Raw genomic sequence first — 15,636 nt, 5'->3', positions numbered from 1 at the left:
AGCACACCAGAACACACCCCAAGGCCAGCCACGACAAAACCTGACCAACAAGCCAGTTCAACCCGCTGATCAGGCGCACAATCAGGGCCAGTATCTGCATGGCTGTTCCTCCCCGCTTTCCCGACGAGCGCGATGGCGCTGTTGCCGCGCCTTGCCCCTTGGCGATTGAGCCCGATCCAGGCGGGTGGGTCAATGTGATTGTGGCGGAAACGGGGCGTTATGCCCGATCCGGCTGGTGACATCTGATACGAAAGTGGTATGCACCCGACCAAGACCCATCGCTGGAGGGATGCATGTTCGTTGTCGGCGGCGAGAGCCTGATCGATCTGGTGCCGGTGTCGGCAGAGCCGGGGGCGGAGCGCGTCGCCCATGCCGGCGGGTCGCCCTTCAATTGCGCGATCGCGCTGAGCCGGCTGGGCAATGACACCGGCTTCCTCTGCCCCATCAGCCAGGATGAATATGGCGAGCTGTTGCTGGCGCCGCTGGCCGAGGCAGGGGTTGCGGTCTTGCTCAAGGATCGTGTCGCGGCGCCGACGACCAAGGCCATTGTCAGCTTCAATGCCAAAATGCAGGCGAGCTATGTGTTCGAGCGCGGTGCGGACCGGGCCTTTACGCGCGATGGCCTGCTGGCCGCGCTGCCGGAGGACGTCGGTCTCTACCAGATCGGCGGATTTTGCCCGATCCTGGAGGAGGACGCCGCGATCTGGAGCGATGTGGTCGATGCGGCGCTGTCGCGCGGCGCGACCGTTTCGATCGACATCAATGTGCGCGACAAGCTGGTGGAGGATGAAGCCGGCTATCGGGTCCGGCTGGGCGCCTTTCTCGACAAGGCGCATCTGGTCAAGCTTTCGGATGAGGATCACGCCTGGCTTGAGCCGGGCAAGCGCATCGAGGATCATGCGGCCGCGCTGCTGGCGCGACCCAATTGTGAACTGGTGGTGGTCACCATGGGGGAAGAGGGCTCGCGGGCGTTCAGCCGGACGGGGACGGCCCATGCGCCTATCCACAGGCCAGAGGTGTTTGGCGACACGGTTGGCGCGGGCGACAGCCTGATGGCTGGTATCCTCACCTGGCTGGGCGAGGCCGGGACACTGCGCCCTGGCGGCATGGCTGGGCTGGATGCGGACCAGCTCGCCGCAATGCTGCGCTTCGGCGCGGTGGTGGCCGGTATCAATTGCGGCCGGGTGGGATGCCAGCCGCCCAGCCGGTCCGAAGTGGACGCGGTGCTCTCGGCCTGATCACGCGCGCTTGACCGGTCGGGCGTAACTTTACGCCTCGTGCTTCCGTATAGTGGGCAGGGTTCAGCCTTGGGAGCGGATGTGTTCGAACTGGTTCTGGCCTATGCGGCGGGTCTTCTGACCCTGATCAATCCCTGCGTGCTGCCCTTGTTGCCGCTGATCGGCGCCAGTGCGCTGGCGCGGCACCGGCTGGCGCCGTTGGCCATGGCCGCCGGCATGGCGGTGAGCTTCACGTTGGCGGGGCTGGGCGCCTTTGCGCTGACGCGGGCGCTCGGCCTGCCGCAGGATGTGGTGACGCTGGGGGCCGGCTGGGCCATGCTGGCCTTCGGCCTTGTCATGCTGACCCCGCCCTTGCAGGCCCAGTTCTCGCGGCTGGCCGGGGCCACCGCCAGCGGCAGCACAAAGCTGTTGGGACAAATGGAAGGGCGCGGGCTTTGGGGCGAAGCGGCGGCGGGAGCGTTGCTGGGCCTGGCTTGGTCGCCCTGCATCGGACCGACCCTGGGCGGCGCCATCGGGCTGGCGGCGCAGGGCGAAGATCTGTTCTATGCCGGGCTGATCATGGCGTTCTTTGCTCTGGGGGCTGCGAGCATCGTCCTGGCGCTGGCCTATGGCACGCGCGCCGCGCTGTCCGGCCGACGGGCCACGCTGATGCAGATCGCGCCGCACGCCAAGACCATTCTGGGGTTCGGGCTCATCGTCGTGGGCCTGGCCATCATTTTCCGTATCGACCGGCTGCTTGAGGCCTGGGCGCTCGGCGTGTTGCCGGCCTGGCTGGTCGATCTATCCGTGAGTATCTAGGGAGGACATCATGATTACCCGTCGTCATCTGCTGGCCGGTCTTGCCGGAGTGAGCATATCGGCCCTGGCCGTCGGGGGCGGATTTGCGCTCGAGTTCATCGACTATACCGGCAGCGAACTGGAAGGGCTGGCGGCGAGCGGCAAGCCCTATGTCATCAATTTCCACGCCACCTGGTGTCCCACCTGTGCGGCCCAGCAGCGGGTGCTCGATGCGCTGCAATCCGAGAGCACGGCCTATGCGGCCATCCCCATTCTCCGGGTGGATTGGGACAGCTATGGCAATAGCGAGCTGGCGCGCGGCCTGGCCATTCCGCGCCGCTCGACGCTGGTGCTGATGCAGGGCAATAAAGAGCTGGGGCGGCTGGTGGCCGAGACCCGCAAGGCGCAGATTGCTGCCCTGCTCGATCTCGCGGGCTCTTGATGGTCCCGCCGATTGCCTAGTCCTGCTGCTTCTGGTCTGATCCCGACCGCAGGACAATTCGGGGGCGGGCATGAAGAAGCGATATTGGGCAGCGATTGCGGCGGCCGTGATCGGCGTGAGCACGGGCGCATTTCTGCTCAAGCCAGTGGCCGGACCACCCCGGGAACTGGATCTGGTGGGCGATGTGGCGCGTGGCGATTATCTCATTCGCCTCGGCGGCTGCGTCGCCTGCCATACCGATACGGCTGCGGGACGGGCCTATCTCTCGGGCGGGGCGGGGCTGGAAACACCGTTCGGAACCTTCGTGCCGCCCAATATCACCTCTGACTCCGATGCCGGTATCGGTGACTGGACACTGGCGCAATTTGCCAATGCGATGAGCAATGGGATGGGGCCGCAGGGACATCTCTACCCGGCCTTTCCCTATGAGAACTACACGCTGATGAGCGATCAGGAGATCGCAGATCTCTACGCAGCATTGATGGCCACCGCGCCCGTCGCCGAGCCTGCGGCGGAAAGCCAGATTCCCTTCCCGTTCAATATCCGGCTGGCCATGGCCGGTTGGCAGAACCTGTTCTTTTCGCCCAACCGCTTCGCCCCGGAGGAAGGGCAATCGGAGGAATATAACCGCGGCAAGTATCTGGCCTTCGGACCGGCCCATTGCGTGGCCTGCCACACACCGCGCAATGCGCTGGGCGCGCTGGATTGGGACGCGGCGCTGACCGGTTCGCCCGGTGGCACGGGGGGCAGGGCCCCGGCCATCACCGCCGAGGCGCTGGTTGCAGAGGGCTATGACGTGCCAACACTGGTGCAGACGCTCAAGGACGGCTTCACCCCCGGCTTTGACGTGCTGGGCGGGGCGATGGGCGAGGTGATCACGGATTCGACGTCCCACTGGACCGATGAGGACCTGACGGCGCTGGCGACCTATCTATTGACAGAGTGATCAGGCCCCGGCGCGGATGGCGAGGGCCTCGTTTAGCGTCATCTCGGTGTGATGCCCCCAGGCTTCGTCGGGTTCAGGGTAGTCGAGGCGGAAATGCCCGCCGCGGCTTTCGGTGCGCAGGAGCGCAGCGGCGGCGACCAGCGTGGCTGAGGTGGTCATGTTGAGATAGGCGCTGGTGACCTGTTCGGCGGTGGCTTCCAGATGGGCGATCTGGCGCAGGGCCAGTTTCAGGCCCTCGGCGTCCCGCTCGACGCCGACCAGGTCGCTCATGACGCGCCGCAATTCCTGCACGGCGATGGTGTTGCGCAACACGGTCTCGGCCCGGTTGCCTTCGGCTTCGTTCCATTCAATGCCTTTGAAGGGGGAGAGGTCACGTGCTGGTTCGAGGCCGCCAATATCTTCGGCGATGCGAGCGCCATAGACGACCGCCTCCAGCAGGGAATTGGAGGCCAGTCGATTGGCGCCATGCAATCCGGTGCAGGAGGCTTCACCGCAGACCCAGAGGCCGGGCAGGGAGGAGCGGCCGCGCTCGTCAACCTTAACCCCGCCCATGTGGAAATGGGCCGCGGGGGTGACCGGGATCATGCCCGAGACCGGGTCGATACCGGCGTCGTGGCAATATTTGCTGACGGTGGGGAAACGGGTCAGGATATCGGCGCCGAGCACTTGCCTGGTATCGAGAAAGACGCGGCGTCCAGACTTGATCTGGCGGAAATTGGCGCGGGCGACGATATCGCGCGGGGCCAGTTCGGCGTCGGGATGGATGGCGGGCATGAAGCGCTCGCCCAGATCATTGACGAGAATGGCGCCTTCGCCGCGCAGGGCCTCGGTCGCGAGTGGCGCCGGATCGGCACCGGTGGCGATGGCGGTGGGGTGGAACTGGACAAATTCGGGATCGGCGATGATGGCGCCGGCACGGGCCGCCATGCCCATGGCGTGACCACGCACCCCGGGTGGATTGGTGGTGACGGCATAGAGGCCGCCCAGCCCACCGGCCGCCAGAATGGTGGCGCGGGCGCGGATGAATATAGGCTCGGAATAGCGGTCGCCCAGGCGGCGGCAATAGACGCCGACAATGCGGCCATTGTCGCGGGCAAGGCTGAGAGCGGTAATGCCTTCGACGACGCGGATGGAAGGCGTCTTGCGCACCTGGGCGATGATGGCCTGCATGATGGCCCAGCCGGCCCGGTCGCCCTCGACCTTGACGATGCGGTTGGCCGAGTGGGCGGCCTCGCGCCCGAGTTCGAAATTGCCGAAATCGTCGCGGTCAAAGGGGGTGCCCCAGCGGGCGAGGTCCTCAATGCGGGCGACGGCCTCGGCGGTGACCCCTTCGGCCGTGCCATGGTCGACAATGCCGGCGCCGGCCATTTCGGTGTCTTGCGCATGGGCCTGGGGACTGTCGCCCTGGCCAATCGCTGCAGCCACACCGCCCTGCGCCCAGGCCGAGGAGGCTCCCATGCCGAGCGGTTTGGGGGAGAGTACGGTCACCGGACGGGGCGCCAGCTTGAGCGCGGTGAACAGACCCGCCAGACCGGCACCGACGATCAGGGCGCCGTCGGCGTTGAGCGTGTTGTCAATGATGGTCACGGTCGTCCTCCCAATCCCCACACAGGGCCATAGCCTCCCGTTGCCATTGCAGCAAGCGGAGAAGATCGGCCCGACCCGGGGCTGCTGATTGGTCCTTTCCGGTTGCTGACCGACCGATCGGTCAGTATAGTGATCGTGTAGATGGAAGGTGGCGCATGATCAGGACGACGAAGCGGCAGGCGATTATCGATGCTGCTCTGGCCCTTTTGGCCGAAGGCGGGGGCGAGGCGCTGACCGCATCGGCTCTGGCGGCGCGGGCCGGAGTGAGCAAGGCCAATGTATTCCACCACTTCCCGCGCCTCGACGATATCGTGCTGGAGGCGCTGGAGGCCTTTATCATGGGCATGCCCAGCATGTGGCCGGATGCCGGTACGCGGGTGCGCGACTGGCTGCTGGCGCTGGGCACCGACACGATCAACACCATGGATGCCGATCCGGCGTTGTCCGGCGCCTATTTTGCATTCGTTTCCCGGGCGCAGGGCAATCCGGCGCTGCGGCAAAGGCTGGCCGAGATCGTGGGGGCGGCCCGTGCCCATTTCGAGGCGGTCCTGGTGCACCTGGCGCCGGAGCGTTTCACCCGGGAGGAAGTCGAGGCCCTTGCCGGGCTGCTCCTGCTTACGCTGGACGGGCTGGCGCTGCACCGCCAGCTGGTGCCTGAACGCGCGGCAGAGCAGGCCACTGCATGGGCGGCCCTGGTCGACCGAATCGCGCCAGAGGAGGAGCAATGATGAAGGCCTTGATCGCGGGTGCCGGCATTGCCGGACTGACGACCGCCCTGGCGCTGCGACGCATCGGCTGGGAGGTGACAGTGATCGAAAAGGCCCCGGGCCTCAGGGCCGGGGGCTATATGTTGGATTTCTTCGGTCCCGGCTTTGAGGCAGCCGAAGAGCTGGGCGTGATCGAGGCCCTGCGGCGGCATGCGCGCGGGGTGGGCAAGCTCGATATGGTGGATGCGCGGGGGCGGACGGGGTCGTCCATGGCCTATCAGCGCATCATCGAAGCAGCGGATGGCAAGCTCTTTCCCATTCTGCGCGGCGATATCGAACGGGTTCTGCACGATGCTCTGCCGGACGCGGTGACGATACGCTTTGGCGCAGAGATTGTGGCGGTAGATGACCGCGGCTCTGGCGTGACGGTGCGGATTTCGACCGGTGAGACGATGGAGGCCGATCTGCTGGTGGGGGCAGATGGCATTCATTCGGGTGTTCGCCGGCTGGTTTTCGGACCGGAGACACAGTTCATCCGGCCATTGGGTTTTCACACGGCCGCCTATTTCTTCGATAATCAAGACGTTGCCGCTGCGCTGGATGGTGACTTCAAGATGATGACCGCCAAGGACTGCATGGCTGGGTTCTATGAAGTCGATCGCGGTCGGATCATGAGCTTTTTCGTGATGCGCAGCGATCGCATGGAACGGCCCGCTGATGTCCGCGCCACCCTCCAGACCGCATACGGCGGGCTGGGCTGGGTGCTGCCCGCGGCGCTGGATGCGGCCCCGGCGGCTAAGGACATCTACTATGATATCGTCGCGCAGGTGGAGATGGCGCGCTGGCGCAGGGGGCGAGCGATCCTGCTGGGTGACGCGGCCTATGCGGTGTCGTTGCTGGCCGGGCAGGGCGCATCCCTGGCCATGGCGGGCGGCCGGGCGCTGGCGCAGGCCCTAGAGGCCGACAGGGACATCGATGCTGCGCTTGAGCGCTTCGAGACGCAATTGCGGCCGCTTGTGGAAGACAAGCAGCAGGCGGGCCGGCGGATGGCGAACTGGTTTGTGCCAGCAACGCCGGCCCACGCCCTGGTGCGGGATATTGCCATCCGGGTGATGAACTGGCCGCCCCTGTCAGGTCTTATGGGCCAGTTCTTTTCGGTCGGCTCGAAAGGCTTTTCGCTGGCCCGCCGCTGAGCGGGCCAGCTGAGACGACAATCAGGCGCTGTAGGCCTTGACGGTCTGGCGCTGCTCGCCCAGGCCTTCGATGCCCAGATGCATGACATTGCCGGGCTTGAGCCAGACAGGCTCGGGCTTGATGCCCATGCCGACGCCCGGCGGGGTACCGGTGGTGATGATGTCGCCCGGCTGCAGGCTCATGAACTGGGAGACATAGGACACGACCTTGGCAACGCCGAAGATCATGGTCTTGGTCGAGCCGTCCTGGTAGCGCTTGCCATCGACTTCGAGCCACATCTTGAGGTTTTGCGGATCGGCAACTTCCTCCTTGGTGACAAGCCAGGGCCCGATGGGACCAAAGGTGTCCGCACCCTTGCCCTTGTCCCAGGTGCCGCCGCGCTCGGTCTGGAAATGGCGCTCGGAGACGTCGTTGCAGACGCAATAGCCGGCCACGTGGTCCATGGCGTCGGCTTCCTCGACATAGCGGGCTTCCTTGCCGATGACGACGGCCAGCTCGACTTCCCAGTCCGGCTTGATGGCGTTCTTGGGAATGATGACATCGTCATTGGGGCCGATAATGGCGCTGGTGGCCTTCATGAAGATGATCGGCTCTTCGGGAATTTTGGCGCCAGTTTCAGCGGCATGGTCGGCGTAGTTGAGGCCGATGCAGATGAACTTTCCGACGTTCGCCACGCAGGGGCCGATGCGCTCGGAGGCCGAGAGTTGCGGCAGGGCATCGATGTCGGCGGCGGCGATCTTTGCCAGCCCCTCGGGCAGGAGGGTGGCGCCGCCGATATCGGGGACCACGCCCGACAGATCGCGGATGGAACCATCGGCGGCGAGGATGGCTGGCTTTTCAGCGCCCTTGGCGCCGACGCGAAGCAGTTTCATGGCGGGGTCTCCTCCGATTGGATGAACGCGAGCATCAAGCCCGTTGTCACCCCCACCTAGCTTCGCTACGGCCCATTGGCCTAGCTGCGCTACCTCCCCCGTCAAGGGGGAGGTGTGGGGGCGGGGTGCTATCGGCTTCTCATAGAACTAACATGTTAGTCTTGTCGAGGGCGGCTTTGGTCGAAAGCGTCAGGTCTTGGGGCGGATGACGCCCTTCTTCAGGATGATGTTGCCGTAAAGGCGCGCTTCGCCGGTCTGGACCACGGCCGCGGCCTTCTTGGCGCGATCATAAAAGGCGAAGCGTTCGATCTTGGAATAGTGCTTCTCCGGTTCGTGCCGGGCGATGATGGCTTCGAATTCGTCGTCGATCGGCTGACGCGCCGCCGGTTCGCCCACCACTTCCATGCCGATGGCGGTATCTTCGGCATATTGGTCGAGCGGCAGCAGTGTGAGCACGGCGTCGAGCATGTCGGTCACCGAAATGCCGTCGGCGCGGATGGTCATCGGACCCAGGAATTCGGCCGGAAAATTGGCATCGGCCAGGACGATCTCGTCGCCATGGCCCATGGCGCGCAGGGTCGAGAGCAATTCTGGGCCGAGCAGGGGCGGGATGAGTTTGAGCATGGTGGTCTCTGGCTAGCCGAAGGGGAAATCGTTGTCATCAGTGGTGAACTCGGCGCCATCGGCGAAGAGTTCGGGGTGTTCCTGGGCGAAGGCGAAGAGCTCGATCATCACCGCGTCGATATGGGCGCGGATGGCGGCGATGGCCTGGGGCGCGCTGCCGGCCAGGATGCCGTCAAAGATCGCCTGGTGCTCGGCAATGGTGTGGTTGAGGCGGCGCGGCGTGATGATGAGGCGCCGGGCACGGTCGAGATTGGCGCGGGCCTTGTCGATGATCGACTTGACCTTGGTCAGTCGCATGGAGCGGAAAATGATGTCGTGAAAATCGACGTCGATCTGGTGGAAGGTCTCGGCATCGTCGCGCGATGCCGCATCGCGCTGGGCCGCCATATTGGCGTGCAGGGCCGCGATGACGTCGGCGTCGTGCTTGCCGATCAGCACCCGCAGGGCCTCGCTTTCGAGGCCCTTGCGAATAAGCATGTATTCGCGGACATCGGCGATCTTGACCAGGGACACGGTCGAACCACGCTGCGGGGCGATATCGACCAGGCCCTCCTCGGCCAGGCGCGCCAGGGCTTCGCTGACTGGGAAGCGCGAGACGCCCAATTGGGCGCAGATGGCAGTCTTGTCCAATGTGGTGCCTGGCGGCAGCGCCAGGGTGACAATGGCATGGCGCAGGGCGTTGGTGACGTCCACCGTGACGGTCCCGCGCGAGAAATCCCCGGCGACCCCGAGAAATTGATAAGGACTGGCTTCCGTTTTCATGCTAACATGTTAGTTAGTGGCGAAGTGAATGACAATGCCGGGCCTTTCGATTGCGTGCGCAATCTGGCGAGAAAACCCGGCGAGGTAAAGCGCCGATAACCGACTGCCAAAGGCCCCCTGTTGATGAATGAACAAGTCACCCAGCCGCAAGGCAAAACCCTGGTGCTCAATGCCGCCGACAATATCGCGGTAGCTCTGGCCAATCTGGAGGTCGGTACGAGCACTCCGGAGGGCGTGGCCATTATCCGGCGGGTGCCGCGCGGGCACAAATTTGCCACCCGGCCGATAGCAGTGGGCGAGGCGGTTATGAAATTCGGGCAGATCATCGGCTTTGCCAAAGAAGGCATTGCGCCCGGCGATTGGGTACATGAGCACAATTGCGGCATGGGCGGGCCGGATGGTTCACTGATGCATGATTATGCCTTTGCCGAGGGCGTGGTGCCGGTGGATATGCTTGAGGCAAGCCAGCGGGCGACCTTTGAAGGCTACAAGCGCGCCAATGGTTCGGTGGGGACCCGCAATTATGTGGGCATCCTGACCTCGGTGAACTGTTCGGCGACGGTTGCCAAGTTCATGGCGGAAGCCATCAACCGCTCGGGCGTGCTGGACGACTATCCGGAAATCGATGGCGTCGTGCCGTTCGTGCATGGCACGGGCTGCGCCATGGATACACATGGTGAGGGCTACCAGATCCTGCGGCGGACGCAGTGGGGCTATACGTCCAATCCGAATCTGGGCGCGGCGCTACTGGTGGGGCTGGGCTGCGAGGCCTTCCAGATTGACCGGATGAAGGAGGCCTACAACCTCAAGGAAACCGATACGTTCCAGACCATGACGATCCAGGAGATCGGCGGCACGCGGAAGATGATCGAATGGGGTGTGGAACGCATCAAGGAGATGCTGCCGGTGGCCGCAAAAGCACGGCGCGAAACCGTGGATGCCTCGCAGCTGACGCTGGCCCTGCAATGCGGCGGCTCGGACGGCTATTCGGGCATCACTGCCAATCCGGCGCTGGGCGTGGCCGTCGATACGCTGGTCAGGCATGGGGGCACGGCGATCCTGTCGGAAACGCCGGAAGTCTATGGCGCCGAACACATGCTGACCCGGCGCGCAGTGAGCCGCGACGTGGGCGAAAAGCTGATTGAACGGATCAAATGGTGGGAGAGCTATACCCAGCGTAATGGCGGGGAGATGAACAACAATCCCTCGCCCGGTAACAAGCTCGGGGGGCTCACCACCATTCTCGAAAAATCGCTGGGTGCGACGGCCAAGGGCGGATCGACGCCGCTGACGGCGGTTTATGAATATGCCGAGAAGGTCACCGAGAAAGGCTTCGTGTTCATGGATACGCCGGGCTTTGATCCGGTATCGGCCACGGGCCAGGTGGCGGGCGGCGCCAATGTGCTGTGCTTCACCACCGGGCGCGGATCAGCCTATGGCTGCAAGCCGGTGCCCTCGATCAAGCTGGCGACCAATTCCGAGCTTTACGGCCGCATGACCGAGGACATGGACATCAATTGCGGCGATATCGTCGAAGGTGTTTCCATCGAGGCCAAGGGTCAGGAAATCTTCGAGCATGTGCTCAAGGTCGCCTCTGGCGAGAAGTCCAAGTCCGAGGCGCTGGGCTATGGCGACAATGAATTTGTGCCCTGGCAGGTCGGGGCGGTGATGTGACAGAGCGTCAGGAGCACTGGCAGGAGGTCTATACGACCAAGGCCGAGAATGAGGTCTCCTGGTTCGAGGAGAATCCGGGCTTTTCGCTGGCCCTGCTCGACGCGGTGGGCCTGACGGCCGACCATGTCGTGGTCGATATCGGCGGGGGCGCGTCCAGGCTCGTGGACGCGCTGGTGGCTCGAGGGCAGGTTTGGGTCAGTGTGTTGGACCTGTCACAGGCGGCACTCGATACCGCTCGAGCACGGCTGCCAGCGGGCGCCAATGTCGATTGGATTGCGGGGGATGTCACGCATTGGGTCCCACAGCGCGACTATGACGTCTGGCATGATCGGGCGGCGCTGCATTTCCTGACCGATACTGAGGATCAGACACGCTACGCCACCGTCATGGCGCGCGCCCTGAAACCGGGAGGAGCCGCGGTGATCGGGACATTCGCTCCGGATGGGCCGGAGAAGTGCAGCGGCTTGCCGGTTGTCCGCCATGATGCCGAAAGCCTGTCTGCGCTGTTCGGCGCAGATTTTGAGCTGATCGATCATCGACGCCACGATCATGTGACGCCTTGGGGCAGCGTGCAGAAATTCCAGTTCAGCAGCTTCCGCAAGCGTCAGGACTGAGCGGCCGCGCCCTATTCCTCGGTGAAACGCACCTTGCCGATATGGGGCAGGTTGCGGTTCCGCTGAGCATAGTCGATGCCGTAGCCGACGACGAATTCATCGGGAATGTCGAAGCCAATCCAGCGGGCCGGGACGTCGGTCTCGCGGCGGCTGGGCTTGTTTAAGAGGGCGCAGACTTCCATGCGGCGGGGATGGCGCGTCTCAAGGATTTCGAGAACGTGTTTCAGCGTGTGGCCGGTGTCGATGATGTCTTCTACCACCAGCACGTCGCGGCCGGCGATCTCGCCGCGCAGGTCCTTGAGGATGCGCACTTCGCGGCTCGATTCCATGGCATTGCCATAGGAGGAGGCCTCGATGAAATCGACCTCGACCGGCAGGTCGATCTCGCGCACGAGATCGGCGATGAAGATAAAGGAGCCGCGCAACAGGCCGACGACCACGAGCTTTTCGGTGTCCTTGAAGGCGTCGGTGATTTCATGCGCCAGTGCCTCGACGCGGGCGGCAATGGCCTTGGAGGAAATCAGCTTGTCGACGACATAGGGGGCTTGGGGCATTACCAGCGAACCTCATCCTGAGCCTGTCGAAGGATGGGGTCGCGAGTGCTCGTCCCTCGCGTCCCCGACCTCGTGGTTCGACAGGCTCACCATGAGGTCTACAAGGCAGAGTGCTCGCGGAAAGTGGCCCTCGGGTCAAGCCCGAGGGCGGTGCGGTGTGGTGGCGGCACACGGCGTTCGAGCATAGCTCTCACGCGTGATCAGCTAAAATCGCTCCACCGGAGCGATTTTGCCTTCGGCCCGCTGCTCACCTCGGCAAATCCGTCTTGCCCATGAGGTCGAAATCGATGGAGCGGGCGGCCTGGCGCCCTTCGCGGATGGCCCAGACGACGAGCGACTGGCCGCGGCGCATGTCACCGGCGGCGTAGACCTTGGGGACCGAAGTCTTGTAGCTCATGGTGTCGGCGAAGAGGTTCCCGCGCTTGTCGAGATCGGCCCCCAGCTCGGTCAGCATACCCTTCTGCACCGGGCCGGCAAAGCCGATGGCGAGCAGGACCAAGTCCGCCTTGATGACGAATTCGGTGCCCGGAATAGGTTGGCGCTTGCGGTCGACGCGGGCGCATTCGACGCCAGTGACATTGCCCTTGTCGTCGCCGATGATCTTCATGGTGCCAGCGGAGAATTCGCGGATGGCGCCTTCGGCCTGACTGGACGAGGTGCGCATCTTGACCGCCCAGTTGGGCCAGTTGGTCAGCTTGTTCTCAAGCTCGGGTGGCATGGGGCGCACATCGAGCTGGGTGACGGCAATGGCGCCCTGGCGGAAGCTGGTGCCGACACAGTCAGACGCGGTGTCGCCACCGCCCACGACCACGACATGCTTGCCAGCGGCCGAAAGCTGGAATTCGCCGGACACATCCTCGCCGCCGACGCGGCGGTTCTGCTGCACCAGGAACGGCATGGCGAAATGCACGCCGGCGAACTGGTTGCCTTCGACATCGACGGGGCGCGGCTTTTCGGCGCCGCCGGCCAGCAGCACGGCGTCGTGGCTGTTCTGCAATTCGGAGAGCGGGGTGGTGACACCGACATTGACGCCATAGTGGAAGGTGACGCCCTCGGCTTCCATCTGGCTGACGCGGAAGTCGATATGGTCCTTTTCCATCTTGAAGTCGGGAATGCCATAGCGCATCAGGCCGCCCGCCTTGGGCTCCCGCTCATAGACATGGACATCGTGACCGGCGCGGGCGAGCTGCTGAGCCGCTGCCATGCCGGCAGGGCCGGAGCCGACGACGGCGACCTTCTTTCCGGTCTTGGCCTTTGGTGGATGCGGCTTGACCCAGCCGGACTTGATGGCCCGGTCGGCGATGGCCTGTTCGACGGTCTTGATGGCGACCGGCACGTCTTCCAGATTCAGTGTGCAGGCTTCCTCGCAGGGTGCGGGGCAGATGCGGCCGGTGAATTCGGGGAAATTGTTGGTCGAATGGAGGTTGCGGGCAGCCTCCTCCCAATCGCCGTTATAGACAAGGTCGTTCCAGTCCGGGATCTGGTTATGGACCGGGCAGCCGGTATCGCCATGGCAGAACGGAATACCGCAATCCATGCAGCGCGCGGCCTGGTCCACCACCCGGCCTTCGGACAGGGGGATGGTGAATTCGCCGAAATGGCGGATGCGATCCGAGGCCGGCTCATAGCGGGGCTCTTCACGTTCGATTTCGAGAAAGCCTGTTACCTTACCCATTGCTCCCTCTCCTTATTCTGCGGCCGCTTGGGCGCCCGATGAGCGCTTCTTTTCCATCTCGAGGATGGCGCGGCGGTATTCGACCGGCATGACCTTGACGAATTTGGGACGCATCTCGACCCAGTTTTCCAGGATCTGCTTGGCGCGGGTCGAGCCCGTATAATGCAGATGGTTGGAGATGAGCTGGTGCAGGCGCTCGTCGTCATGCTTGGTCATGTCGCCCGAAATGTCGACGCGGCCATGCCATTCAAGGTCGCCACCATGGTGGTGGAGCTTGCGCATGAGGTCTTCTTCCTCCTGCACCGGCTCAAGATCGACCATGGCCAGGTTACAGCGGCTGCGGAACGAACCGTCTTCATCGAGCACATAGGCAACGCCACCACTCATGCCGGCGGCAAAGTTGCGGCCGGTCTTGCCGATGACGACGACCAGGCCGCCGGTCATATATTCGCAGCCATGATCGCCCGTACCCTCAACCACGGCGATGGCCCCGGAGTTGCGGACGGCGAAGCGTTCGCCGGCCACGCCACGGAAGTAGCATTCGCCCGAGATGGCGCCGTAGAGCACGGTATTGCCCACGATGATGGAGTCTTCGGGGACGATGCCGACCTTGTCGGACGGGCGGACAACAATGCGGCCGCCTGACAGGCCCTTGCCGACATAGTCATTGGCGTCACCGATCATGTCGATGGAAATGCCCTTGGCAAGGAAAGCGCCGAAGGCCTGGCCAGCCGTGCCCTTGAGGGTGATCGAGATGGTGTCCTCAGGCAGGCCCGCGTGACCATACTTCTTGGCCAGGGCGCCGGACAGCATGGCACCGGTCGAGCGGTCACGGCTTCTGATGGGCAGCTCGATCTGCACGGGTGTACCGTTCTCCAGCGCCGGGGCGGCCAGTTCGATCAGCTTGCGATCGAGCACGGCTTCGAGGTGATGGTTCTGCGTTTCGGTGTGATAGAGGCTGTCGCCGCCCAGCGGCTCGGGCTTGTAAAACACCTTGGAGAGATCGATGCCCTCGCTCTTCCAGTGGTCCTGGGCGCGGCGCTGGTCGAGCAGGTCGGAGCGGCCGATCAGCTCATCGAGCGTGGTGGCGCCGAGCGAGGCCATCAGGCCACGCAGTTCTTCGGCCACGAAGAAGAAGTAGTTGATGACGTGTTCGGGCGTGCCCTTGAAGCGCTTGCGCAGCACCGGGTCCTGGGTGGCGACGCCAACCGGGCAGGTGTTGAGATGGCACTTGCGCATCATGATACAGCCGGCCGCAATCAACGGCGCGGTCGAGAAGCCGAATTCGTCAGCGCCGAGCAGGGCGCCGATCAGCACGTCGCGGCCGGTCTTGAGGCCGCCATCGACCTGCAGGCGCACGCGGGAGCGCAGGCGGTTGAGCACCAGGGTCTGGTGGGTTTCGGCCAGGCCGATTTCCCAGGGACCACCGGCGTGCTTGAGTGAGGTCAGCGGGGATGCACCGGTGCCGCCATCATAGCCGGAAATGGTGATGTGATCGGCCCGTGCCTTGGCGACGCCGGCGGCAACCGTGCCAACACCGACTTCGCTCACCAGCTTGACCGAGATGTCGGCCTGCTCATTGACGTTCTTGAGATCGTAGATGAGCTGGGCCAGATCTTCGATGGAATAGATGTCGTGGTGCGGCGGGGGCGAAATCAGGCCCACGCCGGGCGTCGAGTGACGGGTCTTGGCGACGATCCAGTCGACCTTGTGGCCGGGCAATTGGCCGCCTTCGCCGGGCTTGGCGCCCTGCGCGACCTTGATCTGGATCTGGTCGGAATTGACCAGATATTCGGTGGTGACGCCAAAGCGGCCCGAGGCGACCTGCTTGATGGCCGAGCGCAGAGGATTGCGCGAACCATCGGGCAGGGGCTTGTAGCGATCGGGCTCTTCGCCGCCTTCGCCGGTGTTGGACTTGCCGCCGATCTTGTTCATGGCGATGGCAAGCGTGGTATGCGCCTCGCGGCTGA

Annotated in this window: 15 protein-coding genes; 8 read left to right on the top strand and 7 right to left on the bottom strand. The window is 64.2% G+C overall.

The window, feature by feature from the left end:
• Positions 1-293 precede the first annotated feature (293 nt).
• The 4 genes from QZ564_RS16750 (at position 294) to QZ564_RS16735 (ending at position 3,403) form a co-directional block, all read left to right on the top strand.
• Positions 294-1,238, top strand: coding sequence for a carbohydrate kinase (locus QZ564_RS16750; RefSeq protein ID WP_297112413.1), 945 nt, complete (start codon positions 294-296; stop codon positions 1,236-1,238).
• Between the two features lie 81 nt (positions 1,239-1,319).
• The gene (locus tag QZ564_RS16745; protein WP_297112411.1) at positions 1,320-2,036 is read left to right on the top strand and encodes a cytochrome c biogenesis CcdA family protein; all 717 of its coding nucleotides are present in this window, start codon (positions 1,320-1,322) and stop codon (positions 2,034-2,036) included.
• Between the two features lie 10 nt (positions 2,037-2,046).
• Positions 2,047-2,457: a thioredoxin family protein gene (locus tag QZ564_RS16740; RefSeq protein WP_297112409.1), complete on the top strand. Its 411-nt coding sequence runs from the start codon at positions 2,047-2,049 to the stop codon at positions 2,455-2,457.
• A 70-nt stretch (positions 2,458-2,527) separates the two neighbouring features.
• Positions 2,528-3,403: a cytochrome c gene (locus QZ564_RS16735; RefSeq protein ID WP_297112407.1), complete on the top strand. Its 876-nt coding sequence runs from the start codon at positions 2,528-2,530 to the stop codon at positions 3,401-3,403.
• Here the strand turns inward: QZ564_RS16735 and QZ564_RS16730 are convergent, their stop codons facing one another.
• Positions 3,404-4,990: an L-aspartate oxidase gene (locus tag QZ564_RS16730; RefSeq protein WP_297112405.1), complete on the bottom strand. Its 1,587-nt coding sequence runs from the start codon at positions 4,988-4,990 to the stop codon at positions 3,404-3,406.
• A 155-nt stretch (positions 4,991-5,145) separates the two neighbouring features.
• Here QZ564_RS16730 and QZ564_RS16725 point away from each other — a divergent pair, with 155 nt between their 5' ends.
• The gene (locus QZ564_RS16725) at positions 5,146-5,718 is read left to right on the top strand and encodes a TetR/AcrR family transcriptional regulator (RefSeq protein WP_297112403.1); all 573 of its coding nucleotides are present in this window, start codon (positions 5,146-5,148) and stop codon (positions 5,716-5,718) included.
• Positions 5,718-6,890 carry an FAD-dependent oxidoreductase gene (locus tag QZ564_RS16720; protein ID WP_297112401.1) on the top strand — a complete coding sequence of 391 codons (1,173 nt, stop codon included), beginning with the start codon at positions 5,718-5,720 and terminating at the stop codon, positions 6,888-6,890. The genes QZ564_RS16725 and QZ564_RS16720 overlap by 1 nt, the downstream gene beginning before the upstream one ends.
• 21 nt (positions 6,891-6,911) lie before the next feature.
• Here the strand turns inward: QZ564_RS16720 and QZ564_RS16715 are convergent, their stop codons facing one another.
• The 3 genes from QZ564_RS16715 to QZ564_RS16705 form a co-directional block, all read right to left on the bottom strand.
• Complete coding sequence (locus QZ564_RS16715; RefSeq protein WP_297112399.1) at positions 6,912-7,763, bottom strand: fumarylacetoacetate hydrolase family protein; 852 nt, start codon at positions 7,761-7,763, stop codon at positions 6,912-6,914.
• 189 nt (positions 7,764-7,952) lie between these two features.
• Complete coding sequence (locus QZ564_RS16710; RefSeq protein ID WP_297112397.1) at positions 7,953-8,387, bottom strand: RbsD/FucU domain-containing protein; 435 nt, start codon at positions 8,385-8,387, stop codon at positions 7,953-7,955.
• A 12-nt stretch (positions 8,388-8,399) separates the two neighbouring features.
• Entirely contained in the window at positions 8,400-9,149 is a 750-nt protein-coding gene (locus QZ564_RS16705) for a GntR family transcriptional regulator (RefSeq protein WP_297112395.1), read from the bottom strand.
• A gap of 123 nt (positions 9,150-9,272) precedes the next feature.
• Between QZ564_RS16705 and QZ564_RS16700 the strand changes: the two genes are divergently transcribed.
• Positions 9,273-10,823: an altronate dehydratase family protein gene (locus QZ564_RS16700; RefSeq protein ID WP_297112393.1), complete on the top strand. Its 1,551-nt coding sequence runs from the start codon at positions 9,273-9,275 to the stop codon at positions 10,821-10,823.
• Positions 10,820-11,437 (top strand): class I SAM-dependent methyltransferase, encoded by a 618-nt coding sequence (locus tag QZ564_RS16695; RefSeq protein ID WP_297112391.1) that lies wholly within the window; start codon positions 10,820-10,822, stop codon positions 11,435-11,437. Before QZ564_RS16700 ends, QZ564_RS16695 begins: the two co-directional genes overlap by 4 nt.
• An 11-nt stretch (positions 11,438-11,448) precedes the next feature.
• Here QZ564_RS16695 and hpt read toward each other — a convergent pair whose 3' ends face one another.
• The 3 genes from hpt to QZ564_RS16680 all read right to left on the bottom strand — a co-directional run.
• Complete coding sequence (hpt, locus tag QZ564_RS16690; protein ID WP_297112389.1) at positions 11,449-11,991, bottom strand: hypoxanthine phosphoribosyltransferase; 543 nt, start codon at positions 11,989-11,991, stop codon at positions 11,449-11,451.
• A 247-nt stretch (positions 11,992-12,238) separates the two neighbouring features.
• Positions 12,239-13,666, bottom strand: a complete 1,428-nt coding sequence (locus QZ564_RS16685) for a glutamate synthase subunit beta (protein ID WP_297112387.1) — start codon at positions 13,664-13,666, stop codon at positions 12,239-12,241.
• A 12-nt stretch (positions 13,667-13,678) separates the two neighbouring features.
• The coding region (locus QZ564_RS16680) for a glutamate synthase-related protein (protein WP_297112385.1) at positions 13,679-15,636 on the bottom strand (1,958 nt) is incomplete at its 5' end.

Origin of the sequence: uncultured Devosia sp. (assembly GCF_913055165.1) — a bacterium.
Lineage (GTDB): Bacteria > Pseudomonadota > Alphaproteobacteria > Rhizobiales > Devosiaceae > Devosia.
Note: the sequence above shows the minus strand (reverse complement) of the source record. Positions and strands in the feature narration are given on the sequence as shown.